This window comes from Lysinibacillus fusiformis, assembly GCF_002845985.1.
Lineage (GTDB): Bacteria > Bacillota > Bacilli > Bacillales_A > Planococcaceae > Lysinibacillus > Lysinibacillus fusiformis_D.
This window is the reverse complement of the sequence record NZ_PDFK01000004.1, coordinates 105,082-132,072: the sequence shown is the minus strand read 5'-3', so window position 1 is coordinate 132,072 and position 26,991 is coordinate 105,082. Positions and strand designations below refer to the sequence as shown.

Sequence of the window (26,991 nt, the reverse complement as noted above, 5' to 3'; positions counted from 1 at the left end):
AGGATGTTGAAAGCGATTGTTTTTGATTTTGATGGTACGATTATTGATACAGAAACGGCGTGGTATACCGTTTTCAAGGAGGCCTATGCTCATTATGGTGTTGCGTTATCCTTAGAAATGTATGCAAAATGCCTTGGTACAAATCTTCAAGCCTTTAATCCTTATACATATCTTGTTACACATCATCACATCAAATTAGATGTGGAGGCATTTCGAGCATCTATTCAACAAAGTCATGCACAATTAATGGAAAAGGAAACGCTCAGACCGGGTATATTAACACTGCTGCAGCAAGCAAAGGAAGCGAGTTTACAAATTGGTCTTGCTAGTAGCTCGAGTCGTCAATGGATTGATCAGTATGTTGATAAGCTTGGCATTCAAGATTTTTTTGATTGCTATTGTACCGCGGACACCGTGACAAATGTTAAGCCTGATCCAGAGCTATACTTGCAGGCGCTTAAACAATTAGGTGTAAAGGGCAAGGAAGCGATAGCGATTGAGGATTCACCGAATGGCGCACAAGCAGCTGTGGCGGCGGGCCTTTATACAGTGGTTATCCCAAATGCTATTACGAAGCAATTACCATTCGGCACAGGGCATCATACAATGGATACATTAGAACCGAATAATGTACAAGAACTGCTGACATGTTTCTCTCAATGATCTCATGAAGAAAGCCTCTCCATTCTATGGTAGAGGTTTTTTTAGTTTCTGTGTGAAAAAGTCGTCATATTTTTTGTCGCTACATATTATAACGAGAGGGCAACTTACATGGACCAACAGACATATTCAAACTAGAGAGGGGGCTACAATTTGAACAGTGAGAAGAAAAGAAATCACTTTTTATGCGAAGCTTTAAGTGATTTGAAGGATCTTCAGGATATTATGATGAATTTTCATTCTAAATATTTCGGTCAGCTACTTGTCAAAATAGTCGGTAGTGATACGATTCCATTTTTTTTAATTACACATAGTGGCGCTCATTTAAGGTTAATGGATACAGTGAAACAATTTGAAACGGAGTATTTCCGTATCGAGGCGATTGATAAAGAGCGTTGCCGTGGCACAGTGTCGTTGTTGCGCGCTTTTGATTATGAAGGAAATGATACTAATTCGATTGCTGACGTGGTGAGGTTAGAAAAAACAAGTACGCACAAATCGATTGAACTTAGTGGGATATCGGCGATTCAGCTCTTAAAGCCAGACATGTTGAAGGGGAAATTTATCATTGAGCCTAAATGGTAGCGCCATATTAAACTACTAAAGCTAGAGCATCTGTCTATATGTGAGGGATACAAAGTGAATGTAATAGAGAGAGAATCTAATGAAAGGAAGTTTAACTATGACGATTATTGGTATGCTGCATCATCGACTTGATCCAACTACAGTTCTCAAGTCATATGCCTATGCAGCAGTTGCGAAAGCAGAAGGGGCACAGTTTTTTTACTTCACCCCTAAAAGTGTTGACTTTGCCAAACGCTCCATTCAAGCAAAGATCTATGAGAATGGCGAGTGGCAGGAAAAAACGATGCCCTTTCCTGATGTGATCTATAATGCGGGGAGCCCAGAGAAATTATCTGTTTCTAAAGATATTATCGATCGTTTAAAAGAAGAGATTCCATTTACGACCCATTCGATAGGGAATAAATGGAATGTCATGAAGCGATTGAAGGAAGCAAAGGAATTTGAACAGTATTTGATTCCATCGGAAATTGTAAAGGATGTCGATTTATTTCACAAGTTCATTAATTATTATAAACGGGTTGTCTTCAAGCCGATTGATGGACGTAAGGGGAAGGGCATTTATTTTATTACGAAGGCGGGAACTAAGCATTTCGAGGTTCGAAAGGATAGCACCAATACGGTTTATTCAAAGCCTCAATTAGATGCATTGATAAAGGAGCAGCTTGCGTCTGGTACGTTTATTATGCAGCCCTATATTCAATCGGTCACAAAGTCGGGTCAGGTTTATGATTTCCGTTTGCATGTTCAGAAAAATGGAGAAGGCAAATGGGTAGTGACGACAGTGTACCCACGAATTGCACCAAATGGTTCCATCATACCGAATATTAATAATGGGGGCTATACGAATTATTTAGATCCATTTTTAGAACAGGAATTTAAGGAAGAGGCTTATAATATTCGGCGAATGCTGGAGCATTTCTCCTTAGCGCTAGCTCATCACCTGGATGAAATTCAAATGGTGAAGTTTGGGGAAGTGATTGATGAAATTGGGATTGATGTTGGCCTAGATCAGCAGCAAAAAATTTGGATGTATGAGGTCAATTGGCGACCAGGCTGTCCTCCTGCCTTTTACTTGGAGCTAGATGTGGTCATTCATTCCATCCGCTATGCGATGTATCTTGCGAAAAATCAAAAACCTCTAAAAAAGAAAATTGTCCAACAAAAAAGTAAGCAACAGGCTGACAAGAAAAACTTGCCGATTATTGCCATTACGGGAAGTGCAGGCAAAACAACAACAAAGGCATTTGTCGGCTCGATTTTATCGAAAAAGTGGAATGTTTTTGAGTCGAAGGATTATTGGAATACGACTGAGCATACGAAAAAGCATAAGGAAGAAATCAATGATACACATCAGGCTGTCGTATTAGAGTATGGTATGGCCTACCCAGGTATTATTACCAACCACTGTAGTATAATTCAGCCGAATATTAGTATTGTAACGAATATTGGCTTAGCGCATGTGGGGAACTTTGATGGGGATGTAAGAGGCGTTGCCAAGGCGAAATCCGAATTGATTCATGGTATGGATCAGCAGGGCTTACTCATTGTCAATCAAGATGATGACAATTCCAGATACTTAGAGACAGAGCAATTTAAAGGGAAAATCTTGACGGTGGGTATTAAAAAAGAAGCCGATTATCGTGCCTATGATTTGCAGTATAAGGATATTGGCATGTCCTTTAAAATGAAGCTACATGGGGAAGAAATCGAAATGTATATTCCAATTTTAGGGGAACATCATGTTTACAATGCGCTCAATGCAGTGGCAGTGGCAGATCTTTTAGGGTTCACGCCCTTTGAAATTCAGGCGGGGCTCAACTTTAAAAAACCACCAAGACGTTTAACGATCTATAACTTGCGTGATGATATTACGGTCATTGATGATACGGTTCACTCTCATCCACAAGGGGTTCGAGCTGCGATTGATGTACTAACGAATATCGCGAAGGAACGGAAAGTAGCGATTATTGGACAAATGCGAGAGCTCGGCGTCTTGAGGGAGGAAGAATATAAAAAGGTTGGGGAGTACATTTACGAGGTAGGCATTGATGAATTCATTACCTATGGCTTTAGGACGGAAGAAATGAGCAATGCCGCCATTGCGAAGGGCATGGACCCATCCAAGGTACATCATTTTATCAATAAAGACGAATTGCATGTCCTACTAGAAACATTGGTAGAGCCTCATGATACCATTCTTGTAAAAGGTGCTAGTAAAACGAATATGTTTGAAACTGTGAAATTTTTAGACGAAACGTTTAAGGAAGAATGAAGTATGCTCTGATGTAATTGCGGCTGACGCTTCGCTTCCGTGCAGATACAATAATGCGTCCAACTTCATATTGAATAATGAACAGACCTGCATCGTGCAGGTCTCTCTTTCATGATATCTGTCAAATCAAGATAAAAAAGCCCGAGTAACTGTCCACTGGCAAGCGGCAATTATTCGGGATATTTTTTTCAAACTCTCAAAATAAATTTAATTTCTTTTGCTGCATTTGTTGCATGATTTCTAGCTTCCCTCAATGTTGACCCTTCTGCAATTACATAAGCATAACGATGTCCCATCGATAAAGGTGGCATTAGCAGTGTCCCTTTTCTCGGTTTGACATACACTTCTACGACACCTGTTGATCTTGTCGCTCTTGCCTTGCCAATCACCTTCTCTAAAATGCCTTTACTTTCCACAATAACATATTTTGTATAAACAAATTTTTTATGTCTTGGCTCGAGATTAGGCTGTTCACCAAGTAATAGTTTCAATGTTTCTTCCACTAAACTAAATCCTAGTGCTGCCTGTAGCATATTGTTCATGGCACCACCAGAAATCCGTGGATTGATTTCGATAAGCTTCCATCCATTTTGCGTTAATCGAAGCTCTAAATGGAGTGCTCCATTTTCGATATCAAAGGCCTTCACAATGGAATGGAGTACCTCTTCGATTCCTGATTGGATGTCTTGCGGAGCTTTCACTAAAACACCGTAGCCTGTAATAATAAATCGTTTTCCTTGCGTAATTTCCTGTTCAATAATGCCAATGACATGTGGTTGTTGTTGGTACACAACCGCTTCTACTAAATATTGTGGACCATCCAAATATTCTTCAATCATGATGGATTCGTAGGGATTTTTACTGCGTAATGCTTTGAGGTGATGATTAAGTTGCTCTGCATCTGTTGCTAATAATACATCTTTTGAACCTGTTGATTTTGGTGATTTTACGATTAATGGGAAGGTCAAATTTTTAGCAATAGGTTCCTGGGGCTTCAGAAGCGAAAACTTTGGTGAGTATGGTTGGTCTTTTAAAAAATTTCTTGTTTTCTCTTTATCCTCCATCATTTCAATAGCAGTGGAGGATGCATAGTTATGACAAAATTCATCACATAGCATAGAAGCAACATGGACAAATGGATCAACAAAACTAACGATACTTTTAATCTCTAATCCGGTTTTCCCTAGTTTATCAATTTCCTCTTTCATTCTCTCTATATTCAAAGTATCAATGAGTATCATTTTGTGGATGTCGGGGTAGGCACGTCGCTGCTGAAGTTGTTTTTCATTATTTGTGAAAAGTACTGTGAAGTAGCCTAGTTTTTCTGCTGCTCTTGTTGCTTCACGACTAGACCCGGATTTGTTTGTACCGATAAATACAATGGCTTTCAGGTATATCACTCCTTCTATTGGTACTTAGATACTTAATCACCTTTATATATATGCAGTGAAATAGTTTTCTTCTAGTTATGTATCTTGTCTACATCCAAGCAACTTTTAAGAGGTTACATATACTAGAAAAGAAAGGAGGGAGAAAAGATATGAAGCCTCTTTCGGTGAAAAATTTAGCAATGATTACGGCAGGCTATCTAGTGCAAGGGTCAGAGGATGTACTGATTCAGCATGGGGCTTATCGATTAAAACAAGTGAAAAAGTCCAATACGGCACTATTTACAAGTAAACGTATTGTGAATTGGAAAAGTCTTGAGCCGCTTTCTCCTCTAGTGCTAGTGACCGATAGAGCTTATCGGCCAAATGACATTCCAAACCAAGTCATTATGATACAGGTAGCGAATGCAGAAGAGGCCTATTGGAAATTTGTTCATTTTTATCGCAATCAGTTTCATATTCCGATTGTAGCGATTACAGGTACTTCAGGTAAAACAACGACAAAAGAGATGATTAAACATCTTCTTTCTGCTGATCGGAAAGTGACAGCAACGACATTAAGCAGTAATTCTAGAACCGCTTCATTGCAATATTTATTGGGCATTGAGGAAGAAACAGAGGCAGCCGTCTTTGAAACAGCAGTTGGCTCGCCAGGAGATGTCACGAATGCGGGAAAATATTTTAAACCGACCATAGGGATTATTACTAATATCGGAGCTCACCACTTAAACTATTGCAAAACATTAGAAGGCTATATACAAGCAAAGGGAGAAATGCTAGATATCATTCACCCCAAAGGTACATTAATTATTAATGCGGAAGATAGCAATACGCAGAAGCTAGATATTTCTAGATTCCGTGGTCGTTTGCTTAAAGTAGGGAAGCATGAGTCCTGTGATTTTCGAGCAAGTCATATCCACTACTATCAAAAAGGGATGAAATTCGTTCTTCAGCACAATAAAAAAAACTATGACATTCTTGTGCCAGGATTTGGAGAACACCAGGTCTATAATGCGCTTGCTGCCATCGCAGCCGTCTATGACATGGGAATGCCCATTCCAGTCGCAGCCAAACTACTCCAATCATTCCGTCAATTGAAAAAACAATTACAACTTTTTGAGGGCATCAATCATTCCATGCTATTGGATGATACCTGGAGTATTACAACCACTTCCTTGGAGGCAGCCTTAAAAGTGTTGAATGAGCTAGGAGATGGCAAGAAAAAGATTGCTGTCATTGGTACGATTACCGACTTAGGTTCATGGGGTTATATTATTCACGAGCAAGCGGGGGAATTAATAAAACGCATTGGCGTGGATGTCTTGATTACCATAGGGGAGCATGCAAGGATTATGGCTGATCATGCAGTCAAGTTAGGATTTAGCGAGTCTGTCTATACATTTAAAAATAGTACACTCGTCTATCCGTTATTGCAGAAGATTGTCGATGACAATACGATTGTGCTCATAAAGGGAGATATGTATAGCAAACAGATTTCTAAACTAGCAGCGGAGCTAAAGCTGAAACCTACCCCACCTGCTGATTAGTCAGCTTCTTTCTATATAGGATATTGACTGTGCCACATAGAAGAACATTCTAATAAGGTATAGTAATTGATCAGAATATAACACGCTGAATCAAGAGAAGGAGTAAGTCATATACAAGATTGATAAAGAGAGGAGGCGCAGTACACTTGCAACCCATTAGTGTGCAAAAACTTAGAACCGTTCTACAAGGAAAGCTCATTCATGGATCAGAACAATGGTCTGTGCAGCAGGCCATTTACTATAATCGGCATGACCTAACAAAAAGTCATTCCCTCATGTTTGTTAGTCGAAACGATAAAATCAACTGGCAAGAGGTTGATCGGAAGGGACCGTCTTTAATCATCTCCGATAAACCGTCTACAGAATTGAAAAGCGCTTTAGCTAATACAACCGTTTTACAAGTGAAAAGTGTTGCACAGGCCTACTGGACATTTATCGAGTATTATCGTGGTCTTTTTCAAATTCCTGTTGTGGCTTTAACAGGAACTTGTGGTAAAACAACGACAAAAGAGATGCTAAAACATATCGCTAGTAAGCATTGGCAAGTGCAGGCATCCGTTAGCAGTAAAAACGAGCCAAGGCAATCATTGCCTTATTTAACGGGGATTGAAGAAAAAACACAAGCCGCTATCTTTGAATTAGGTTTAGGCAACACAGGGAATATTAAACATCAGTGTATGATCTATCAACCGACTATTGGTATTATTACAAATATTGGTGTGCATCATTTAGATGGCTGTCTCAACCTAGAAGGCTATATAAAGGCCAAGGCAGAAATTGTGGAAGGCATTAAGGAAGATGGTACGTTAATTATTAATGCCGATGATACCAACATCAAAAAAATTTCGCTGAAAAAGTTTAAGGGGAAAATTATTAAGTTTGGTTTACATGAGACGGCAGATTTTAAAGCGTCGAATGTAGAGTTTGCCAATACGGGCATGAAGTTTACTTTAGAAGTAGATGCTATCACGTACAATGTATTTGTCCCTGGCTATGGTGAGCATCAAGTCTATAATGCATTAGCCGCGATTGCAGCTTGTCGTGAAATGGGGCTGACAATTCGTCAGGCTATAGCTGGGTTACGAACGTTTAAACAGATGGCAAGACATTTAGAATTTACGACAGGGCTTGGTGACAGTACGATTATTGATGATACGTGGACAAATAACCCGACATCTGTAGAGGCAGCTCTAAAAGTGCTAGATACGGTAGGAAAAGAGAAGAAAGTCATTCTCGTTCTAGGGGATATTAAACGATTAGGTAATTTTGAAGAAAAATACCATCGCGAAATTGGCTCCATGGTAGCAGAAAGAAAGATTGATACATTAATTACCATCGGCAAAAGGGCGGAAAAGATTGCCGATCAAGCTCAAAAAGATGGAACCAGCGCAGAGGTTCATACGTTTAAAGAGGTAACAGGCGTTTTAGAATTATTGAAACCAAAGCTCGATGCAGACACAATTGTCCTAATAAAAGGACCGATGTCGAGTAGATCAATGATTGAATTTGCCAATACGCTTAAAAACTCATCCTAGCAAAAAAGGGTGTCTCAACATCATTGAGACACCCAACCATTCTTATTTTAAAACACGTCGAGCTGTTACAAAATTCTTTTGTGCCCAAGTGGAAGAAATGTTTTGTTTCACAATACCATTAGTAGTCATACTAATATATTGATTATTTCCTAAATAAATACCAGTTTGCGTGATATCTTGTCCACCATTATTCGTTGAGAAGAACAGTAAATCACCTTTTTGAAGCTGTGATTTTTGGATACGTGTCCCTACTAAAGCTTGCTTACTTGCTAGCTTATCCTTTAAATCAATACCATGCTTTTTAAAGACATAGTACGTAAAACCAGCACTTGTAAAAGTCAGTGCACTTTCGTTGTACGTATAGCCGAATTTTGCTTTGCTTGTTAACCCGGTAGCTGTTGCAATAATTTGATTGGCTGAAGTACTAGCTGAAGGTGCACTTACACTGGGAGATGAGTTGGAATCAGAGAAAACGCGCTTCGCTGTAATATAATGTTCAGTATAATAATCTACAAATAACACTCTTGTCATCACACCGTCTGAATTAGGAATGATGATTCGATGATCGCCCGCATAAATCCCTACAAGCGAAGGTGTCTTAGAGCCTTTAACACTATTAAAGAAGACTAAATCGCCCTTTCTCAAATTAGCACGAGCCACTGTTGATCCTTGGTTCATTAAATTGCTTAACGTAGTAGCGCCGAGTGTCACGCCACTTTTACGATAGATGAAATCAACAAATGCTGGAGCTGTGAAGCGTAGGCTTGACTCGCTTGTTGAAGTGCCAATCGTTACTTTGTTTTTATACGTCAGGGCATTCTCTACAATTTTATCGCCTTTTGTTGCAGGATTGGCTGATAGTAGGGTAGGCAATACTCTACGTGCAGATACATAGTTTTCTGTATAATACGGCTTACTGTTTAAATCAGAAATGACAATATTTTGTTTGGAATCAGCCATGTGGATGATTTTATTGTCACCGATATACATGCCGACATGATCGGGGTCAGTCCCTGTTTTTTTACTTTTAAAGAACACTAAATCGCCTTTTTGTAATTGGTTCCTTGCTACATATGTCCCTTGCTGAATCATATAATTTTCATTATATGTCCCAAGGTCTACACCATTTTTCTCAAAGATGTACATTAAAAATGAAGCACAAGAAAATTTATATGGATATGTAGACTTGTAAACCGAATTGCTATATGTCGCTTGACCCATCAAGCTTTTCCCTGTCTGAATGAGTTGATCTGCTTTCGCTGCAACAGCCTGTGCGTTGTTTTGAGCATTTGTTGTAGCAGCCTCGACCTGTATCGGCTGGATGGCTGTGTGCACCATTCCGAATGAACTGAAGCCAATTGTTAAGGCAAGTGTTGTAGATAAAAATCGTTTATTCATGTTGTTATAACCTCCTGAAGCATCTAGTAGAATTTCTCCTTTATAGCTTTGCCATGGAAATAATCGTAGCATGAAAATAGAGGGCTTCCGGGAGGTAAATGTTACCAGGGTAACTAGAGGGAGGGCTTCAACACTTGCTATAAAAGGCTTTATCAAGGGAATTTACAGTTTTATTACAAATGTTTCAGCAAGATGTAATATGGAACAGTTCCATGAAAAAACTGCCCTAATAGCAGGGCAGTTTATCTTAATTTTTGAATCATTTCGACGCGATTACCAAACGGATCTCGAAATTCAAATCGCTCATAATGAGGGATTGGCACAGAATCCAGTATGTCTATTTGATGTTCTGCTAGTTTCCTCTTCCAGTACTCAATATCTTCTACTTGATACGCAATATGCGCCTTTGTTGTCAAGCGATCAAAGCCATCTTCCGTGCCCACATGAACCTCCTGCTGACCAAGCTGTAACCAGAATCCGCCTCGTCCCTTCAGCGACCCAGGCTTCTCCAATTCCTGCAAACCTAAAACCTGACAATAAAAAGCTTTCCCCTGCTCCTCTGATCCTTGTGGAATGGTAATTTGCACATGATGTAAACCGATAATCATCTCATAATGCCCCCTTTTTCTTTAAGTATAGTTTAATTTTTGAATATTTAAAATGTTGGCGGATAGCAATGGGAAAGTGATGGATAACTTTTCAAAAGAGGAGGATAGAATCTTCGAAGAGAAGGATAACCTTCAAACAGAAGGAAAGCCCATTAAAAGTGAAGGATAAAATCTCAAAAGAGGTGGATAGAACCTTCTAAGTGCAGGATAACCCATCAAAAGAGGTGGATAAAACCTGCAAAGAGAGGGATAGCCCATCAAAAGAGGAGGATAGAACCTTCTAAGTGCAGGATAATCCATCAAAAGAAGTGGATAAAACCTGCAAAGAGAAGGATAACCTTCAAACTGGTGGATAGAATCTTCTAAGTGCAGGATAACCTATCAAAAGAGGTGGATAAAACCTGGAAAGAGAGGGATAACCCATCAAAAGAGGAGGATAGAACCCCTGAAGAAAAGGATAACCCTCAAAGAGGTGGATAGCACCTTCGAAGAGAAGGAGAACCTATCAAAAGAAGTGGATAAAACCTGCAAAGAGAAGGATAACCCTCAAACAGGGGGATAGCACCTTCTAAGTGCAGGATAATCCATCAAAAGAAGTGGATAAAACCTGCAAAGAGAGGGATAGCCCATCAAAAGAGGAGGATAGAACCTTCTAAGTGCAGGATAATCCATCAAAAGAAGTGGATAAAACCTGCAAAGAGAAGGATAACCCTCAAACAGGGGGATAGAACCTTCTAAGTGCAGGATAATCCATCAAAAGAAGTGGATAAAACCTGCAAAGAGAAGGATAACCCTCAAACAGGGGGATAGAACCTTCTAAGTGCAGGATAATCTATCAAAAGAAGTGGATAAAACCTGGAAAGAGAGGGATAACCCATCAAAAGAGGAGGATAGAACCCCTGAAGAAAAGGATAACCCTCAAAGAGGTGGATAGCACCTTCGAAGAGAAGGAGAACCTATCAAAAGAAGTGGATAAAATCTGCAAAGAGAAGGATAACCCTCAAACAGGGGGATAGAACCTTCTAAGTGCAGGATAATCTATCAAAAGAAGTGGATAAAATCTGCAAAGAGAAGGATAACCTTCAAACTGGTGGATAGAATCTTCTAAGTGCAGGATAACCTATCAAAAGAGGTGGATAGAACCCCTGAAGAAAAGGATAACCCTCAAACAGGAGGATAGAACCTTCTAAGTGCAGGATAACCCATCAAAAGAGGTGGATAAAACCTGCAAAGAGAGGGATAGCCCATCAAAAGAGGAGGATAGAACCTTCTAAGTGCAGGATAATCCATCAAAAGAAGTGGATAAAACCTGCAAAGAGAAGGATAACCCTCAAACAGGAGGATAGAACCTTCGAAGAGAAGGATAATCCATCAAAAGAAGTGGATAAAATCTGCAAAGAGAAGGATAACCTTCAAACAGAAGGAAAGCCCATCAAAAGAGGAGGATAGAATCTTCTAAGTGCAGGATAACCCATCAAAAGTAGTGGATAAAATCTGCAAAGAGAAGGATAACCCTCAAAGTATGGATAGAACTAAAAAAAGGGGGATAGAGCCCCCAAAAGCAAAGGATAGTCACTCATACAACACCTACATATTCGCTTATTCTTCAGCTCCAAAAAGATTCAAATTATACTTTTCTGAAAGGGATATGATAGTATTCCATGATTTATTTAGTTCCTGTAAAGATTGCTCATACTCTTCTTTAGCATTTACTCTATCAATTTGGTATGTTGCATCGACTAATCTAATAGTTGGAAAATCATGAGAGCTTTTTTTTTCTTTAAAATCAATTATCGCATTATAGAGTTCTTTTTCTTCTGGGGAGCTTGTTTTAGGTTTGAAATCTATTTTATTATGTGAATAGTCTATTGCATCTTCATAATATGCTTGCTGTTGTGAGAGTGCTTTTTTTATTCCATCGCTGGAATGGGCCATTGAATATGTTTGTGATTCATATAAATTATTCAAGTTATTTATATTATTTTCTTCTATGTTTTTATATTTCGCTTCTACTTGAATATAGTCTTTTAAATCAGCGATAAATTGATCATCGAAGCCTGTCTCATTTTCTTTACTACAGCCAGATAAAAGTAAGATAAAGAGTAAACTTTTCAACAGTAGTATTGCGGTCTTATTGCGTTTCATATGTATTCCTCCTGAAATCTATGTTTCTTTATATGGTAACATAGTAATAAAATAGAAGAAAGTTAAGTGTAAATGGAAGTGCCGATCAAGTCATTACATCTATCACAGTATTTTATGAAGATCGGGTCTGTGCACACAAATCTTTATGGTATAATAATAAAAACGGAATAATAGGATAGAGGTACAAATCAGATTTTAGGATTTGTTTAAAAGGGAAGATCGGTGTAATTCCGACGCTGTCCCGCAACTGTAAATGGGAGCACTTTTCAAAAGGCCACTGTTACGTGTCGTAATGGGAAGGTGAAAGGTGTGATGAACATAAGCCAGGAGACCTGCCTTTATCTAGTACAGCCAAAAAACCTACGCGGATAGGGGGTGTTGAGTGTGACTAGAGAAATTCTCCTGCATGCTCATAGTACGATGACTGCTAAAAAGGTAGCTTCTATGTTGAATAGAAAGCTTATTTCCAGCTGGCAATCACCGTATTATGTCATGTATTTGTCATAGTAGACATCTTTCTAATAAGAGAAAGATGTCTTTTTTTATGTAAAACATTAAAGGAGCGGTCCACATGAATCCACAAGTTGTTGAGTATTATGAGAGCCTATTAAAAATTGAAATTATGCAAGAGCCTTATGCTGCAAAGCCTCTAAAGGAGCTTGTTGAACAATATGTTGGGCATGATGCTGCACATGAGCAATCCATTTTAGCAGCGTATACCAATGTTTTAAAAGAATTACTTGGATAGAATGGTTTTGGCTACTTCGTTTTTCGAAGTAGCCATTTTTAATAAGCGCATGCTTTGACAATTAATAAGAGAAGGCGTAAAATTTCGTTGAACAATTGTTTTGAACGTTTGTTCAAAAAAAGAGGTGAGTACAGTCGATCAGAAAGAGAACGTATCAAAAGAAAAAAATAAAGAGGTAAAGGATCAAATTTTACAGGCCGCGAAGTCGTTGTTTTCGTCCAGAGGCTATGATGGGACGACGGTGAGACAAATTTGTGATGAGGCAAATGTGTCACTTGCGCTTGTTTCCTATCATTTTGGTGGCAAAGAAAATGTATTTAATGCATTGTTTGAACCGCTACGCCACACCTTTATGAATGCCCATTATGATATCCATGATTCACTTGGTGCACTTCGTAGTTTTTGCCGAAACTTTGTGCTTTATCGCATTCAAGAGCATGAATTAATTGATATTTTACAGCAAGAGATTGTTATGAATAGTCCTAGGTTAGAGATGCTTAAAGATGTTTTTTTACCTTCCTGGGAGCAACTTCGGAAGATTTTATTAGCTTGTCAGGAGCAGCAGACCATTCGCTTTGAGTCGCTTGACGTTGCGCTGAACTTTATTATGGGGACGTTAATGTACTCCTTGAACAATCCATTTTTAAATCGTTCTTCCTTACAATCAACACCTGAACAAATTGCAGAACATGCAGTCAACTTTGTGTTATACGGTCTTCAAACTAAATCATAAAAAGAAGGTAATTCTAATGAAAGCAGCAAAATTTTACGGTATTCAAGATATTCGAGTAGAGGAAGCACAATTGCCAGCACTAGAACCAGGCATGGTAAAAGTAAAAGTCGCATTTGCAGGAATTTGTGGTAGTGATTTACATGAATATGTAGGGGGTGCCTATGCATTTCGTACACAACCTGTATTAGGTCATGAATTTGCAGGTGTTGTTGTAGAGGTCGCAGCAGGCGTTACTCAAATAAAAATAGGGGATCGTGTAGCAGTGGAGCCACCGATTCCTTGTGGTAAATGTAATAATTGTCGACATGGGTATACTAACTTATGTAAACGTGGACAATCCTATGGTTATACGATTTCAGGTGGATTTGCTGAATATGCTATTGTGCAGGAAGAAAATATTCACCACCTTCCGGATGATATGAGCCTAGAGCTAGGCGCACTTGTTGAACCTACAGCAGTAGCCGTTCATGCAGTGCGTCAAAGTCAATTAAAGCTGGGCGATACAGCAGCTATTTTTGGCGCAGGTCCTATTGGTTTATTAGTCTTACAGGCTGTGAAGGCAGCGGGGGCAAGTGAAATTTTTGTCGTGGAGGTTTCTGATGAACGACGCCAAAAAGCACTTGAATTAGGCGCAACCTATGTCATCAATCCAATTGACACAGATGCTGTCACGTTTATTCGTGAAAAAACAAAGGGTGGGGTGGATGTTGCGTATGATGCAGCAGGTGTGCAGGCAACGTTTACAAGTGGTGTCAATGCGGTACATCCAGGCGGCGAATTTAAAATCGTTAGCGTCTGGGAAAGACCAGTAGAATTTAATCCAAATGCGGTCGTTTCTCCGGAAGTGAAAATTAGTGGCTCCTTTGCTTATGTTAATATTTTCCCCGAAGTAATTCGTCTACTCGCTCGTGGGGTCATTGATGGTCAAGCTGTTATTACAAGCCAAATCGCTTTAGAGGATATTGTGGAAAAAGGTTTTGAAGCATTAACGAAAGACCGTAGTCAATGTAAAATTCTTGTCAATATGAATCTATAAATCTTACTGAAAATCGTAGCCAAACTTGCGTTAAAACAGGTTTGGCTACCATTATTTTTGGTCTATTAAATAGCATAATACCAATTGGATTACATTTATTTGTCATAAAACTGTCTTTAGGACTTCATTCATATTTCACTTTTACTTTATATAATAAATTTGCTATTTATAAATAGAATGGAGATCAAATATGAAAAATCTGCTTTATTCAAGGTTTTGGCGATTGCATTTTTTCGCAGCACTTTTTATTACACCATTACTGCTGTCTCTCACATTAAGCGGGATTGGCTATTTATTTTTCACAGATGTAGAAAATCGATTATATGATGATTACTTCTTTGGCGAAAGCCATAAAGAAGAGGTTTTAACGATTGATGAAGCCGTGGAAAAAGCGGAAGCGGCATTTGCAGGCTACTCCACTACGAAAGTTATTATGCTGGAAGAGCCTTATAATACGCGTTTAACTTTATCAAATGGCAAAGAACAGAAGTACGTATTTTTAGATGATCACAATCAAATGGTTGGTAGTCAGGATGCGAATTATACATTTTCTAATATTATGAGAAATACACACAGCTCCCTATTTATTGGCGGTACCTTTGTCAATTATTTAGTGGAACTAGCGGCATGCTGGACGATCTTTTTATTATTGTCAGGACTTTATATGACATTTAAAGGAAATCTTTTGAAGAAGCCAAAGGCAGAGAATAAACGACAAAAAAGTAAGAGATTGCATGCACTCGTTGGGACAATCATTACAATTCCAATGGTGCTGTTTATTTCTACAGGGCTATTATGGTCTGCTTTTCAAGGGTCGATTCTTGTGAATATAGCTTCAGAAAGTCCAACTTTTGGTTACCCATTATTACAGCAAAAGCCACCAACATCGGATGTCTCTGAAATTCCTTGGGCCACTCGACAATTAGAGGCGCCTATATCAGAAGGTGAACATGCGCAGCATCATGGAGGCGGAGCTGTCCGTTATACAAATGACAGCCAAATTTCGATTGCTGATCTTGAAAAAGAAATCAATGTCATGAATATCGCAAAACCTTATTCGATTATTTACCCGTCAAATGAGGAGGGCGTATATACAGTGGCGAAGGCGAGTAATTCAGGTGTAACAGGTCTGGATGTGAAGCCTTCAGCAGAAGCAACGATGTATTTCGATCAATATAGTGGGAAGTTTATCGATCAAGTAAATTATGCTGATTATGGCATGTTGGCTAAATTCTTTACATGGGGCATTCCTTTACATGAAGGTCACTTATTTGGCTGGCCTAATAAGATTCTAAACTTAGTGGTTTGTCTAGCCTTTTTAGCCGTCATTATGTGGGGCATTCGCACATGGATTTTACGTAGAAAAAAAGGGGAGCTTTCTGCACCACCGCAAATTTCTCATAAAATGTCCATGCCGTTTATCATTTTCCTTGTTATTTTAGGCATTATAATGCCGTTATTTGGCGCCTCCTTGATCGCTGTCGTATTGATGGAGCTCATCATTATAGGCTGGCAAACAAAGAAGAAGTTAAGAGCAGAAGAAACTAAATAATGCGAATGGATACGGTACAACAGGATTGTGCCGTATCTTTTTTGTTTATTTCGTTTATATGAACGCAATACTATACTGAAGCTGCAAAAATGTTTATAGATTTTTCAGCCCAATTTTATAAAGTTTTAAGATTTGTATGGTACATTGCTAGTAGTTTCAGCTTATTGGGGGAGTGTAGATGTCAATTAAAACGAGGTTTTTGCTATCTTATGTGGGTGTTATTATCATTGCTATCACGCTTTTACTTGCAGCCGTTTTTCTTTTTTCCTTTGCGATTACGGGTGATATCAAAGCAATAGAGCATTTTTATAAAAAATCCTATGTACAAAAGCCTTTGACGACGGTAGAAGAAAACGCTTTTCTAGATTTAAAATTACTAGCTAAAAATAATCCCCAGCAGCTTTTAGATCTCGAACAGCTAGAAAAAATCAATGCACCTTCGATTGAGATTGTGGTACGAAAAGATCATCAAATTGTTTATTCAACGCAGAAAGAGCATGAACAATTATTACTTCAAAGCTTACCTGGCTTTGAAGCGACCAATATTAATTCGCGTGATACCATCATGATTAATCAAGCCTTTTATACGTATGTAAAATTTGATTTTTATTTTCCAGATAAAACCGAGGGAAGTATTTTCGTTTTAAGAGAGGTTAGTTCTCATGCGGAAGTAACGCGTGAACTGTTGCCCATTCTTTTAGGAATCTTATTTGTACTATTTATGATGATTATTGGCTTATTAAATTATTTAGTTTCAAGAAGTATTATTAATCCAATCTCAGCTTTAAAGGATGGGGCTGAACGCATTAAATCGGGCGACTTAGATTTTGAAATTACGTCTCATTCCAATGATGAAATTGGTCAGTTGAATCGATCGTTTGAGGAAATGAGAGTTAAGCTAAAAGAATCAATCCAGCTTCAGCTTCAATATGAGGAAAATCGGAAAGAGCTATTATCGAATATTTCCCATGATTTAAAAACGCCTATGACTTCCATTATCGGCTATGTAGAGGGCATTAAAGATGGCGTGGCGAATACAGAGGAGAAGATGGATAAATATTTAACAACCATCTATACAAAAGCAAAGGATATGGATGTATTAATTGATGAGCTGTTCTTATTTTCTAAATTGGATTTAAAAAAGGTTCCATTCCAAATGGAAAGCGTCAATCTCCAGCAATATATGCATGATTATGTAGAGGATGCGAGCTTTGATTTTATTGCACGAGACATTCATTTACAATATATATCAGCAGGTTCTCCTCTTTTGGCCATGGCTGATCGTGATAAATTAAGACGTGTCCTGTCAAATTTACTAAGCAATAGTGAGAAATATATGGATAAATCCTATAAGCAAATTATTATTTCGTTGCACGAGCGAACTGAGGATGCGATTATTCAGGTAACAGATAATGGTACGGGCATTGATCCTGCTGCGTTACCTCATATTTTTGATCGTTTTTACCGTGCGGAGCCTTCCCGTAATTCGCAAACAGGGGGCAGTGGCTTAGGGTTAGCGATTGCGAAACAAATCGTCCTTGAAATGGGCGGCGACATTTGGGCGAAGAGTGAATTAACGAAGGGAACGAGCATATTCATTTCATTGAAAAAGGCTGAGGAGAAGGGGAGTCATCATGAAAAAAATTCTGTTAATTGAAGATGAAGTGAGCATAGCAGAGCTCCAACGAGATTATTTAGAGATTAATGGTTTTTCAGTAGATATCCATCATAACGGAGACGATGGCCTGAAGCAGGCACTAAAAGGTGATTATGCTTTAATCATTTTGGATATTATGCTGCCTGGGATGAATGGCTTTGATATTTGTAAACAAGTTCGAGCAGTGCACAATATGCCCATTTTATTTGTTTCAGCCAAAAAAGAGGATATTGATAAAATTCGTGGCCTTGGTCTAGGGGCAGATGATTATATTACGAAGCCCTTTAGTCCAAGTGAGCTAGTAGCAAGAGTCAAGGCACATTTAGCCAGGTATGAGCGCCTCGCTACGAATCAGCAAACAAATCATACGATGTCCATTCATGGCATTACGATCGATACATCTGCTAGAAAGGTTTTTGTCAATGGGGATGAAATTGCCTTTACAACAAAGGAATTTGATTTACTCGTTTTTTTTGTTAAACACCCAAATCAAGTATTAAGTAAAGAGCAGTTATATGAGCGAAACTGGGGCTATGAATCAGCTGCAGATGTTTCGACCGTTACCGTTCATATTCGCAAGCTACGTGAAAAAATTGAACGTGATCCAGCACAGCCAAAGTTTTTGGAAACGGTATGGGGAGCAGGCTATCGTTTCAATGTTTAAGAGCAAAATATCTCGTCCATGTGGCGAGGTATTTTTTTGGCCAATTTTTAGACTTTTTTAAGAAATGGTTAATGGAATATTTAGCATTACCACTTACACTAAAATAAGGAAGACAGCAATAAATAAGAGAGTGTGGTGCAAGGGGTGAAAAAAATACAAACGGTTATGATCGCATTATCACTTTTGCTTCAAGGATGTGCCTCCAACGAATCAGAGGCAATACAGTTTGATAAAGGGGAGAGTGAAGTGGTGAAATCAAATTGGAAGAGTGAACGGTTTAAAGCAGCCGAAATGGGAGATATAGAAGCGTTACAACGTGCTTTGGATCAAAAAGTTGATATCAATGTCCAAGATTCAAATAGCAGAACAGCCTTGATGATTGCAACCTATAATCAGAATGTCGAGGCAGCACAATTATTAATAAATGCTGGGGCCGATGTCAATATACAGGACAATAGGCAAAATACGCCCTTTCTTTATGCTGGAGCAGAAGGCTATCTGGATATATTAAAGATGACGATTCAGGCTGGTGCTGATCCTACTATTTTGAACCGATATGGAGGAACCGCATTAATCCCAGCTGCAGAGCATGGTTATGTGGAGGTCATCGAGGAGTTGTTGCGTAACAGCGACATCGACGTCAATCATGTGAATCATTTAGGATGGACAGCGCTGATGGAGGCGATTGTGTTAAATAACGGCAATCCAACACAGCAAACGGTAATTCAGTTATTGATTGAGCATGGTGCTGATGTGAATATTCCGGATCAAAATAATGTGACACCATTACAACATGCGAGACAGCGAGGATTTAACGAGATTGAACAAATCCTGATTGCAGCGGGAGCGAAGTAATGCAAACTGTAGGGATTTTTATGAAAGCCCATTACAAATTTTGTAGTGGGCTTGGAAACATTAATTCAGTATACGTATTACCAATTGGAGTTGCAGTTTCAGTACGTCTTTTTTTACACCAACACGGCTATATTTATTAGGATACAGCGATAACGAAGATTTTAAAAAAGGTGGCATAAGAGTGGTGAAAAACAGGCGGATTTTTTGTGCTTTACTTGGACTATTGTTTACGCAAACGGCTTGTAGCAACGGTGTGAGAGTTGATTATGAAGAGGAATTTGTAATTTCGGAAACCGCGCAATTAGAAAATGTAAGAGTACTAGAACTGGACACTAATGACGAAGATAATCAAAAGGTACTTAACGTATTTAGAGGAGACTTAAAAGATGGCGTTTATGCTTATGACGAGAATAAGCATAAAACCTATATCTTGATAAATGCCAATACTAGGAATTATGCTGATTATTCGTTTAAATTAGATAAGGAAAATAAAATTCTAACACTTTTCTATACAACTACAGAAGGAAGTGTTACAAATAAAAAAACGCTATTCCTTATAGAAAGTAAAAACAAGCATCCATTTGAGGAAATAAAATTGATTAACAACGGTAATGATGATGGTTTTATAGGAGTGTATACTAATTAAAGAAGGTCTGACATCATTTATAATTATCCATTGATTGTGTGGCTAAAAATAGCCCCACTTCAAACCAACAATTGCGTGAAGTGGGTAAACTATTAATAATCAAGCGAAGTATCTTATTTTAAAATGGTGAAAATCTCGTCACGGCTGTGGCGAGATTTTTTGTTATAGCCAGCCTTTGTCACTTGCTATCTGAGCAGCCTGCTGTCTTGATTCCACTTGCAGCTTTTGAATAGAGGTAGATAAATAATTGCGAATGGTACCCTTTGTTAAAAACAATTGCTTGCTGATTTCATTTGTGGTCAAACCCTCTTTGACAAGCTGTAGTACTGCAATTTCTCGTTCGTTTAAAGGGTTTTGCTCCTTCATAAACAAGGTAGCGGCTAGATCCTTACTAACCACCTTTTCTCCCTGCATGATTTTTCGAATGGTAGCGATTAAATAATCGATCGGTTCATCTTTCAATAGATAGCCGTGTACCTCGCAATCCATAGCCTTTTGTAAATAGCCAGGCCGAGCAAAAGTTGTGACAATCATCACTTTACACGGTAGGTTAGCCTGTTTAATTTTTTCAGCTAGCTCTAGCCCAGACAGATGGGGCATTTCAATATCTACGAGGCAAACATCTGGTAGCTCCTGTTGGATGTAGTCCCATGCTTTTAGCCCATCTGCCACCTCGGCTATGACTTCAATATCTGGTTCAAACGATAAGAGCGATGTTAAGGCACCGCGTAGCATTTGTTGGTCCTCCGCTAGTAATACACGTATCATGATGTGGGCTCCTTTCCGTCTTGAATTGGTAGCGTAAGAGTTACGCTCGTGCCTGTAGGTGTATGGCTGTTAATCGTGGCATAACCTTGCAGGATATGCATTCTTTCCTTCATCGAGTGGATGCCATTGCCAAATCCTTTTTGCTGTAAGCCTATGCCATCATCTTTCATGATTAGCGTGTATTGTCCCGTGTGATATTGAATGATGATGTGGCATTTTTTTGCCTGACTGTGCTTGAGTATATTGGTCGTAGCCTCTCTTACACATAATGCGAGCATCGTTTCCTCCACACTAGAAAGAACAATTTGAGGGCATTGATTGTGAAGGCTTGTTGTGATATTTGCACTTTGTAAAAGCTGTTTGCAATGCACTAGCTCCGTCTGTAACGAAATGAAATTCATATCAGATACTAGCTCACGCACTTGTTTTAAGGCTGTACGTGTAGTGGCTAATATATCATCCAATTCTTGCTTCACCTTTGAAGGATCTCGGTCAATTAGTTTTGTCGTTAGTTCCGTTCTAATTTTAATCATTGTGAGTGTATGACCAATTGTATCGTGAAGGTCTCTTGCAATACGCTGTCGCTCCTCCTGCTGAACAAGCTGCATATTGACGTCTGCCAATTCAGCTTGCAGATTTTTCGACTTTTCCACAAAGTAAATAAGAATTGGCAATACTAGCTGAAACATCATGATAGGTACTAACACCTGTGATTCCTTCTGTAAAAAGGAGTTTGTCGCCAGATACATGACCGTCAAAAACATGATCGCGATGGCTAATATTCCACAGCCAATATGCCATTTTGATTTCGCCCGTCCAAGTAAATCGGCAAAGGTAAAGCCAAAAATAAGCATAAAGGGCTCTATATAAATGCTTAGTATAGTGATGACGATGAAGCCTACTAATGATGCGACAAGGAGTCTCCCATTTTTATGCCATAAAGCATTATAGAAAGCTCCTAAGTATAAAAGGAGCAATGTTATTTTCATAGCTAGAGGAAGTGATCCAGACCATAGTACTATTGCGATGAGAAAAATCACAGAAGCTACATCGATGATTAAATAATGCTTTATTTGTTCTCTAGGATATATTTTTATTGCGTACACCTTCCTTTGTTGCAAATTGTTGCGTCATTGCTCGAATTGATTTTTGACGAATCCATTCCATAGGACCCAATTGAAAATGCTGTAACCAAATAGACGCCATGACCAGTTGTAGGAATGACAAAGTTAGCCAAATGCAAATGACGATCACGCTATTGACATGCCCTCCTAAGCCAAGGCCCCAACCATAAAAAATAAATGATGCAAGTATGTTTTGAAGGACATAACAGCTTAAAGACATTTTACCGACTTGTGCAAAACGTTGCCAAAGCCAATTGAACCTCTTATATTCTACCAGTTTCCCTAAAATTCCAATATAGCCAATCGAAAGAATAGGGGCACATAAATAGCGAACAGGAAAATCAAAAAGTCCACCTGGTATAAAGATAAGTAGATTGAGGGGAATGCCAATGTATATACCAATCGTAAACAGCTTTTGGCGTATTTGCCGTCCTCTGTCTGTTTGTGAAAATACATCGTTGCGCATAAGCTTCACACCAAGTAAAAATAAAAAGATATTCATAGGGATAATGAAAATAGCCTCTGATCGATAGAATAAAAAATTTATCAGACGATGCTGTACTTGTGCTAGCCATGAGCCGTTTTCATACAATGTGGCAACGCTCTCCATCCCATTGAAGGAAACACCAATACCTTGTAATGTACTGATAAAAATAAGAAGGATCAGTAGGACATGAAAGCTGCCAAAAAGATAGAAAGCCCAGGTCATGGCTTTGTTACCTAATCGGATGAGAAAGGCAACGATGAAGGCTGTAGCAGCATAGCTCATTAAAATATCATATTCCATGACAAGGGTATAATGAAGCAGTCCCTCTAGCCCTAAAAAGACGATTATCCAAAGGTAGACCCCAGGCCAAGCATTGCCTCTGCGTAAGGCTTGCTGATATTTTAATTGTAAACCTACCCCAAACATAATCGTTAACAAGCCCAGTAGCTTACCGTTGACGAAAAATAAGACTACCATTCGTAAAAAATCCTGGAAGGACCACCAACCAGAGTAGTTGCTTGTTGTGATATACGATAAATCACCTAAATAAGCAAAAATCCAAATATTGGTGCCGAGCGTCCCTAAAACGGCGAAGCCTCTTAACATATCGATAAAGGGAAGTCTTTGTTGCATTTGCATATGTTCAATCACTCTTTCTGTATTTTCTTACCTTCAGGATAAGAAAATACGAAGAAAAAACCTATTCACACCAGTCAAAGGAATTTTATGACAGGTGTCATAAAGTGATTGGGATCACATAAAAAACCAGCACGCTTTGGGTGCTGGTTCGTTTATTTCGTACAAGTATAGATGCGGTAGTCTAAAAATGGCTGGTATTTTTCGTTCATGGCAAGATGCTGATCCATGACCTCATAAAACTTGGATTCAATCGCTGCGGAAACATCAAATTCAGGCTTGGAGGAGATGGATTGATTTTTTTGTATGCGAATATCGTGAAAACCAGCCTGTTGCAGTAGCTTTACCCAATCCTTTTTCATCAGGAGGGACTTGAATCCGTAAAATTGTTGGATGTCGTCTGCTAGCTCAGGGGGGAGAGTTGTAGGTTTGGTGAATTCAATAGCAATGAAGCGTCCACTTTTCTTTAATAAACGATAAATTTCTTGCAAAGCCTGTTGCTGATTTACAAAGGCTAGTACTGATTCAGCTAGAATCAAGTCAAATGATTCATTTGGTAACGAAGTTTTTTCAATTGATCCTTGCAATAGACGGACGGGTAAACGCGCTTTTTGCATTCGTTTCTGCGCCTTTTTGATCATGACGGGGTGAATATCGATGCCTGTGACACTAGCTTGATAGGCAGTCGCCAAATAAGCAGCCGTTTGTCCTGTACCACATCCTACATCTAAAATATCGGCGCCTGGCGTAATATTCTCTGTTGAAAAGAGAGCCTTTGATAGATTAATTCCTCCTGGATGCGCTCCTCCAATGCCGAATTGAGCTAAAAAGGTAAGATAATGTGAGCCTTGAATGCGTATCACCTTCTTTTTTCTTATAGTATGACAGGGAAACTAGTCTTGTTCCCTCAAACATCTTGAGTGGGCAAGAGAATATTTTTACAGCCTTCTTCAAAAGTCTATTTCACTACTAAAATTCCCACATATACTAGTTAGAAGCTTTCAGACAGGAGGTGTATAAATGCCATATTTTCAGCCGAATGCTAGAAGGGGTCCCTATCCGCCAAGCAATAGACAATATTTTGGCCCACCTTTTCGAGGTAGAATGGTGCAACCTTACTATTCTCCCTATCAACAACAACAAGGATCCAGATTAGGCAGTTTGCCAGATCATTTAAATACGATTATGGGGCATGCTGGGACGATTACAAATGGAGTCAATATGTTGAGGCAGATGGGATCGTTACTAAGTTTATTTAGATAAAGCTAGAAACCCTCTTAAGAAAATATCTTAAGAGGGTTCATGTTCGTGCTTAATCGGCTTGGACAAGTTGTTTTTCAATAATCGAGCGATTCTTTTCTTTAAATAGCTCATTATGAGACGATACCATGCCATGACGATAGGCTGTTGGCTCCAAATACGTTTTAATGGAGTTGACCGCATTGGCTGCATCTTGGAATGTTCCTAGTAGCAAGTGGATTTTTCCTTCAAATGATAAAATATCACCAGCCGCAAAAATACCTGGCTGTGCCGTTTCACCTGTTGCTTTCCCTTCAAAATAATAATCATCCTTTTTGGGAATAGCAATGGCTTCATCAAATGCGAGAGATGCCTCACGGTTATAGCCATGACTAACGATCACCTCATCGATTTGACGGGTATAACTTTGCTGCGTTTTCGTATTTTCACATGTTACTAATTGAATAGCCGTTTTATCAGCATTCGCTGACAGCTTTGTAATCGTCGTATTGCACTCTATATTTACTCCCGCATCAAGTGCTTCCTGTACCGTTGCTTCATGCGCTGATAAATGCTCTTTACGGTAAACTAGGGTCACGCTTTTAGCAATTGGGCTTAACTCAACAGCCCAATCGATGGCTGCATTACCACCACCAGAAATCATAATATCTTTGTCGACAAAACGTTTATAGGATTGAACGGTATAATGTAAATTTGACATTTCATATTTTTCAGCGCCCTCAAGCGTCAGTTTTTGAGGGTTAATAATACCACCACCTACAGCTAGCAGCACCGTTTTAGAATAATGCTTTTCACCAGCTGCTGTATGGATAATAAAAACATCATTCTGGCGTTCAATCAAATCTACTTTTGTATCTGTCAAAATGGTAGGATCAAATGTTTTGGCTTGCTCGATTAATTGTTTGACAAATTGCTCGCCTAAAACAGGAGGATGTCCGCCAATATCCCAAATCAGCTTTTCAGGATAAAGTAATACTTTTCCACCAAGCTGTGATTGACTCTCAATCAATTTTGTTTTTAATCCACGCAGACCGCTGTAGAAGGCACTATATAAGCCAGCAGGGCCGCCACCAATAATTGTCACATCATATACATGTTGCATTTTTATTGCCACATCCTTAAAAAATAGTAAAAAGTAATTGACAAATTCTTATCAGAAACTAGACTAAATCTAGTGATAATGATTATCATTTTAAGCTGTGAATAGCATAGCATGGAAAGATGTAAAAAGAAAGAGAGGTTCCGATTTACAGGATGCGCTAGTGACTGCTGCTGTCTCTATAACAGATGGTGTAGCCTTGTTGGTTCGCGCTACTAATATTGCCACTTTTCAGTGGAGCGAGCTTGCTGAAATGGTTATGTCGGCACACTTCTTGTATTTATTGAATGACTAGAAAAGTGTTAGCAAACGTGAGTTGCTGCTCGAAAGAACAGACTTTTGATCTAATAAAAACTGTGAAAAATTAATTTTACAACATCGACCTTTCAAGTTTTTGAGAACCTCATTTGTTGTGGTTCTTTTTTTATATAATCAGGGCAGGAGGTGAATACATGATTCTATTAGCACGGCAACCATCAGATTCGCAGAAAATACTGGAGGCGATGCTACAAAGATTGCCTCAGACACACAAGGAATACGCGCATGTACGAGAGCGTTTAGGACGTGTCAAAGCAGGGCTCGCTGGTGAACAGCGTGTCGATGCAGAATGGCTTGAGCTGGACTTACCAACCCCCCATTATTTTCTCCATGATTTTCAAACAATGAATGACTTCGGTTCAACACATCAAATGGACACCATCTTTCTCTGTCCCCATTTTTTACTGATCCTAGAAATCAAAAATATAACAGGCATTCTCTCATATGATGCTTCATACGCTCAACTAACACGCACGACCATAGAGGGTACGGTCGAAGGGATGGTTGATCCATTTCTTCAACTGGAGCGGCATGTGGCCTGGATGAAAAAATTATTACAGCGTGAACGTTTTCATTTACCAATTGTGCATGCAGTTGTACTGGCAACGAGAAATGGAATTTTAACAAAGGGGTTTGAGGGGCAGCCTATATTTCATGTGACGGGGCTGCGTTCTTGTATCCAAAGATGGACAGAGATGTATCAACCCGTAAAGGCAGAAACCCTCTTACCCTTTGCGACACGTTTATTGTCGATGCACACAAGGTTAAAAAAAGAGATGACTGTGCCTTTTAAGGAAATGATGAAAGGCGTAGTATGTCCTCATTGTGGGAATGGACAGCGATTACAGTATCACTATAGAAAATGGACTTGCCCTCGCTGTGGATTGGTGGATCACAATGCATTAAATCGAACATTGGAGGACTACCGATTACTAGTCGGACCACAGCTGACCAATCGAAGCTTTCGTGAATTCTTCGCCATTGAATCTCCAAACCTAGCGTACAAATTGTTGCAGCAACTACCTTTGAAAGCAGAGGGTGAAAAAAAGCATAGGAAGTACTGGATTATAGATTAAGGATTTAAAAGCCCAGCAACCATTCAAGCGGTCTGAATGTGTTGCTTGGTGGATAGAACGCGCAGAGTGGTGGATAGAGCAGAGAAAGTAGAGGATAGAACGCGCGAAGTGATGGATAGAGCGAAGAAAGAGGAGGATACGCATGAGGATGGTGGATAGGAAAAGAAAAGTGTTGGATAAATTAGAGAAAGTAG

At 39.1% G+C, this 26,991-nt stretch carries 26 protein-coding genes and 1 riboswitch; of the genes, 17 read left to right on the top strand and 9 right to left on the bottom strand.

Going from position 1 to position 26,991, the window contains the following annotated elements; translation table 11 throughout:
- Positions 1-3 precede the first annotated feature (3 nt).
- From CRI88_RS15260 to CRI88_RS15250, 3 genes are all read left to right on the top strand, one after another.
- Entirely contained in the window at positions 4-663 is a 660-nt protein-coding gene (locus tag CRI88_RS15260) for an HAD family hydrolase (protein WP_089932467.1), read from the top strand.
- 150 nt (positions 664-813) lie between these two features.
- Positions 814-1,245, top strand: coding sequence for a hypothetical protein (locus tag CRI88_RS15255; protein WP_036116879.1), 432 nt, complete (start codon positions 814-816; stop codon positions 1,243-1,245).
- A gap of 97 nt (positions 1,246-1,342) precedes the next feature.
- Entirely contained in the window at positions 1,343-3,517 is a 2,175-nt protein-coding gene (locus tag CRI88_RS15250) for a YheC/YheD family protein (protein ID WP_170829810.1), read from the top strand.
- A gap of 188 nt (positions 3,518-3,705) precedes the next feature.
- Here CRI88_RS15250 and CRI88_RS15245 read toward each other — a convergent pair whose 3' ends face one another.
- Positions 3,706-4,917, bottom strand: coding sequence for an ATP-grasp domain-containing protein (locus tag CRI88_RS15245; protein ID WP_036116881.1), 1,212 nt, complete (start codon positions 4,915-4,917; stop codon positions 3,706-3,708).
- Positions 4,918-5,057: 140 nt separating this feature from the next.
- Between CRI88_RS15245 and CRI88_RS15240 the strand changes: the two genes are divergently transcribed.
- Together CRI88_RS15240 and CRI88_RS15235 are read left to right on the top strand one after the other, a co-directional pair.
- The gene (locus tag CRI88_RS15240) at positions 5,058-6,452 is read left to right on the top strand and encodes a Mur ligase family protein (protein ID WP_036116883.1); all 1,395 of its coding nucleotides are present in this window, start codon (positions 5,058-5,060) and stop codon (positions 6,450-6,452) included.
- A 146-nt stretch (positions 6,453-6,598) separates the two neighbouring features.
- Positions 6,599-7,987: a Mur ligase family protein gene (locus CRI88_RS15235; protein WP_036116886.1), complete on the top strand. Its 1,389-nt coding sequence runs from the start codon at positions 6,599-6,601 to the stop codon at positions 7,985-7,987.
- Between the two features lie 42 nt (positions 7,988-8,029).
- On the opposite strand, the gene CRI88_RS15230 is transcribed toward CRI88_RS15235, so the two are convergent.
- The 3 genes from CRI88_RS15230 to CRI88_RS15220 all read right to left on the bottom strand — a co-directional run bounded on the left by CRI88_RS15230 (position 8,030) and on the right by CRI88_RS15220 (position 12,138).
- Positions 8,030-9,385, bottom strand: a complete 1,356-nt coding sequence (locus CRI88_RS15230; protein ID WP_058844939.1) for a C40 family peptidase — start codon at positions 9,383-9,385, stop codon at positions 8,030-8,032.
- Positions 9,386-9,627: 242 nt separating this feature from the next.
- Positions 9,628-9,993, bottom strand: a complete 366-nt coding sequence (locus CRI88_RS15225; RefSeq protein ID WP_089932465.1) for a VOC family protein — start codon at positions 9,991-9,993, stop codon at positions 9,628-9,630.
- 1,599 nt (positions 9,994-11,592) lie between these two features.
- Complete coding sequence (locus tag CRI88_RS15220; protein ID WP_036117815.1) at positions 11,593-12,138, bottom strand: hypothetical protein; 546 nt, start codon at positions 12,136-12,138, stop codon at positions 11,593-11,595.
- A gap of 162 nt (positions 12,139-12,300) precedes the next feature.
- A riboswitch (cobalamin riboswitch) is annotated at positions 12,301-12,492 on the top strand.
- Between the two features lie 30 nt (positions 12,493-12,522).
- Here CRI88_RS15220 and CRI88_RS22960 point away from each other — a divergent pair.
- The 9 genes from CRI88_RS22960 to CRI88_RS15185 all read left to right on the top strand — a co-directional run bounded on the left by CRI88_RS22960 (position 12,523) and on the right by CRI88_RS15185 (position 20,029).
- The gene (locus CRI88_RS22960) at positions 12,523-12,645 is read left to right on the top strand and encodes a hypothetical protein (RefSeq protein WP_255358843.1); all 123 of its coding nucleotides are present in this window, start codon (positions 12,523-12,525) and stop codon (positions 12,643-12,645) included.
- Positions 12,646-12,709: 64 nt separating this feature from the next.
- Positions 12,710-12,886, top strand: coding sequence for a hypothetical protein (locus CRI88_RS22535; protein ID WP_170829809.1), 177 nt, complete (start codon positions 12,710-12,712; stop codon positions 12,884-12,886).
- Positions 12,887-12,986: 100 nt separating this feature from the next.
- Positions 12,987-13,619 carry a TetR/AcrR family transcriptional regulator gene (locus tag CRI88_RS15215; RefSeq protein WP_101966810.1) on the top strand — a complete coding sequence of 211 codons (633 nt, stop codon included), beginning with the start codon at positions 12,987-12,989 and terminating at the stop codon, positions 13,617-13,619.
- Between the two features lie 16 nt (positions 13,620-13,635).
- The gene (locus CRI88_RS15210) at positions 13,636-14,655 is read left to right on the top strand and encodes a 2,3-butanediol dehydrogenase (protein ID WP_101966809.1); all 1,020 of its coding nucleotides are present in this window, start codon (positions 13,636-13,638) and stop codon (positions 14,653-14,655) included.
- 190 nt (positions 14,656-14,845) lie between these two features.
- Complete coding sequence (locus tag CRI88_RS15205) at positions 14,846-16,207, top strand: PepSY-associated TM helix domain-containing protein (protein ID WP_089932461.1); 1,362 nt, start codon at positions 14,846-14,848, stop codon at positions 16,205-16,207.
- Between the two features lie 178 nt (positions 16,208-16,385).
- A complete protein-coding gene (locus CRI88_RS15200) occupies positions 16,386-17,864 on the top strand; it encodes a sensor histidine kinase (RefSeq protein ID WP_036117805.1) in 1,479 nt (492 codons plus the stop codon).
- Positions 17,842-18,528: a response regulator transcription factor gene (locus CRI88_RS15195; RefSeq protein WP_101966808.1), complete on the top strand. Its 687-nt coding sequence runs from the start codon at positions 17,842-17,844 to the stop codon at positions 18,526-18,528. The genes CRI88_RS15200 and CRI88_RS15195 overlap by 23 nt, the downstream gene beginning before the upstream one ends.
- Before the next feature lie 165 nt (positions 18,529-18,693).
- Positions 18,694-19,383 (top strand): ankyrin repeat domain-containing protein, encoded by a 690-nt coding sequence (locus CRI88_RS15190; RefSeq protein WP_101966848.1) that lies wholly within the window; start codon positions 18,694-18,696, stop codon positions 19,381-19,383.
- 181 nt (positions 19,384-19,564) lie between these two features.
- Entirely contained in the window at positions 19,565-20,029 is a 465-nt protein-coding gene (locus tag CRI88_RS15185) for a hypothetical protein (protein WP_101966807.1), read from the top strand.
- Between the two features lie 162 nt (positions 20,030-20,191).
- Here CRI88_RS15185 and CRI88_RS15180 read toward each other — a convergent pair whose 3' ends face one another.
- The 4 genes from CRI88_RS15180 to CRI88_RS15165 form a co-directional block, all read right to left on the bottom strand.
- Entirely contained in the window at positions 20,192-20,797 is a 606-nt protein-coding gene (locus CRI88_RS15180; protein ID WP_058845269.1) for a response regulator transcription factor, read from the bottom strand.
- Positions 20,794-21,786, bottom strand: coding sequence for a sensor histidine kinase (locus CRI88_RS15175; protein WP_257982913.1), 993 nt, complete (start codon positions 21,784-21,786; stop codon positions 20,794-20,796). Before CRI88_RS15175 ends, CRI88_RS15180 begins: the two co-directional genes overlap by 4 nt.
- Before the next feature lie 91 nt (positions 21,787-21,877).
- Complete coding sequence (locus CRI88_RS15170; protein WP_058845268.1) at positions 21,878-23,047, bottom strand: DUF418 domain-containing protein; 1,170 nt, start codon at positions 23,045-23,047, stop codon at positions 21,878-21,880.
- A 152-nt stretch (positions 23,048-23,199) separates the two neighbouring features.
- Positions 23,200-23,907 (bottom strand): class I SAM-dependent methyltransferase, encoded by a 708-nt coding sequence (locus tag CRI88_RS15165; protein ID WP_180957815.1) that lies wholly within the window; start codon positions 23,905-23,907, stop codon positions 23,200-23,202.
- 157 nt (positions 23,908-24,064) lie between these two features.
- On the opposite strand from CRI88_RS15165, the gene CRI88_RS15160 reads away from it, so the two are divergent.
- On the top strand, positions 24,065-24,307 hold the full coding sequence (locus CRI88_RS15160) for a hypothetical protein (RefSeq protein WP_036117161.1): 243 nt from the start codon (positions 24,065-24,067) through the stop codon (positions 24,305-24,307).
- A 49-nt stretch (positions 24,308-24,356) separates the two neighbouring features.
- Here CRI88_RS15160 and CRI88_RS15155 read toward each other — a convergent pair whose 3' ends face one another.
- Entirely contained in the window at positions 24,357-25,406 is a 1,050-nt protein-coding gene (locus CRI88_RS15155; protein WP_036117163.1) for an NAD(P)/FAD-dependent oxidoreductase, read from the bottom strand.
- A 97-nt stretch (positions 25,407-25,503) separates the two neighbouring features.
- On the opposite strand from CRI88_RS15155, the gene CRI88_RS22530 reads away from it, so the two are divergent.
- Both CRI88_RS22530 and CRI88_RS15150 read left to right on the top strand, forming a co-directional pair.
- Positions 25,504-25,698 carry a hypothetical protein gene (locus CRI88_RS22530; RefSeq protein WP_139149509.1) on the top strand — a complete coding sequence of 65 codons (195 nt, stop codon included), beginning with the start codon at positions 25,504-25,506 and terminating at the stop codon, positions 25,696-25,698.
- A 157-nt stretch (positions 25,699-25,855) separates the two neighbouring features.
- Positions 25,856-26,797 carry an NERD domain-containing protein gene (locus CRI88_RS15150; protein ID WP_101966806.1) on the top strand — a complete coding sequence of 314 codons (942 nt, stop codon included), beginning with the start codon at positions 25,856-25,858 and terminating at the stop codon, positions 26,795-26,797.
- Positions 26,798-26,991 lie beyond the last annotated feature (194 nt).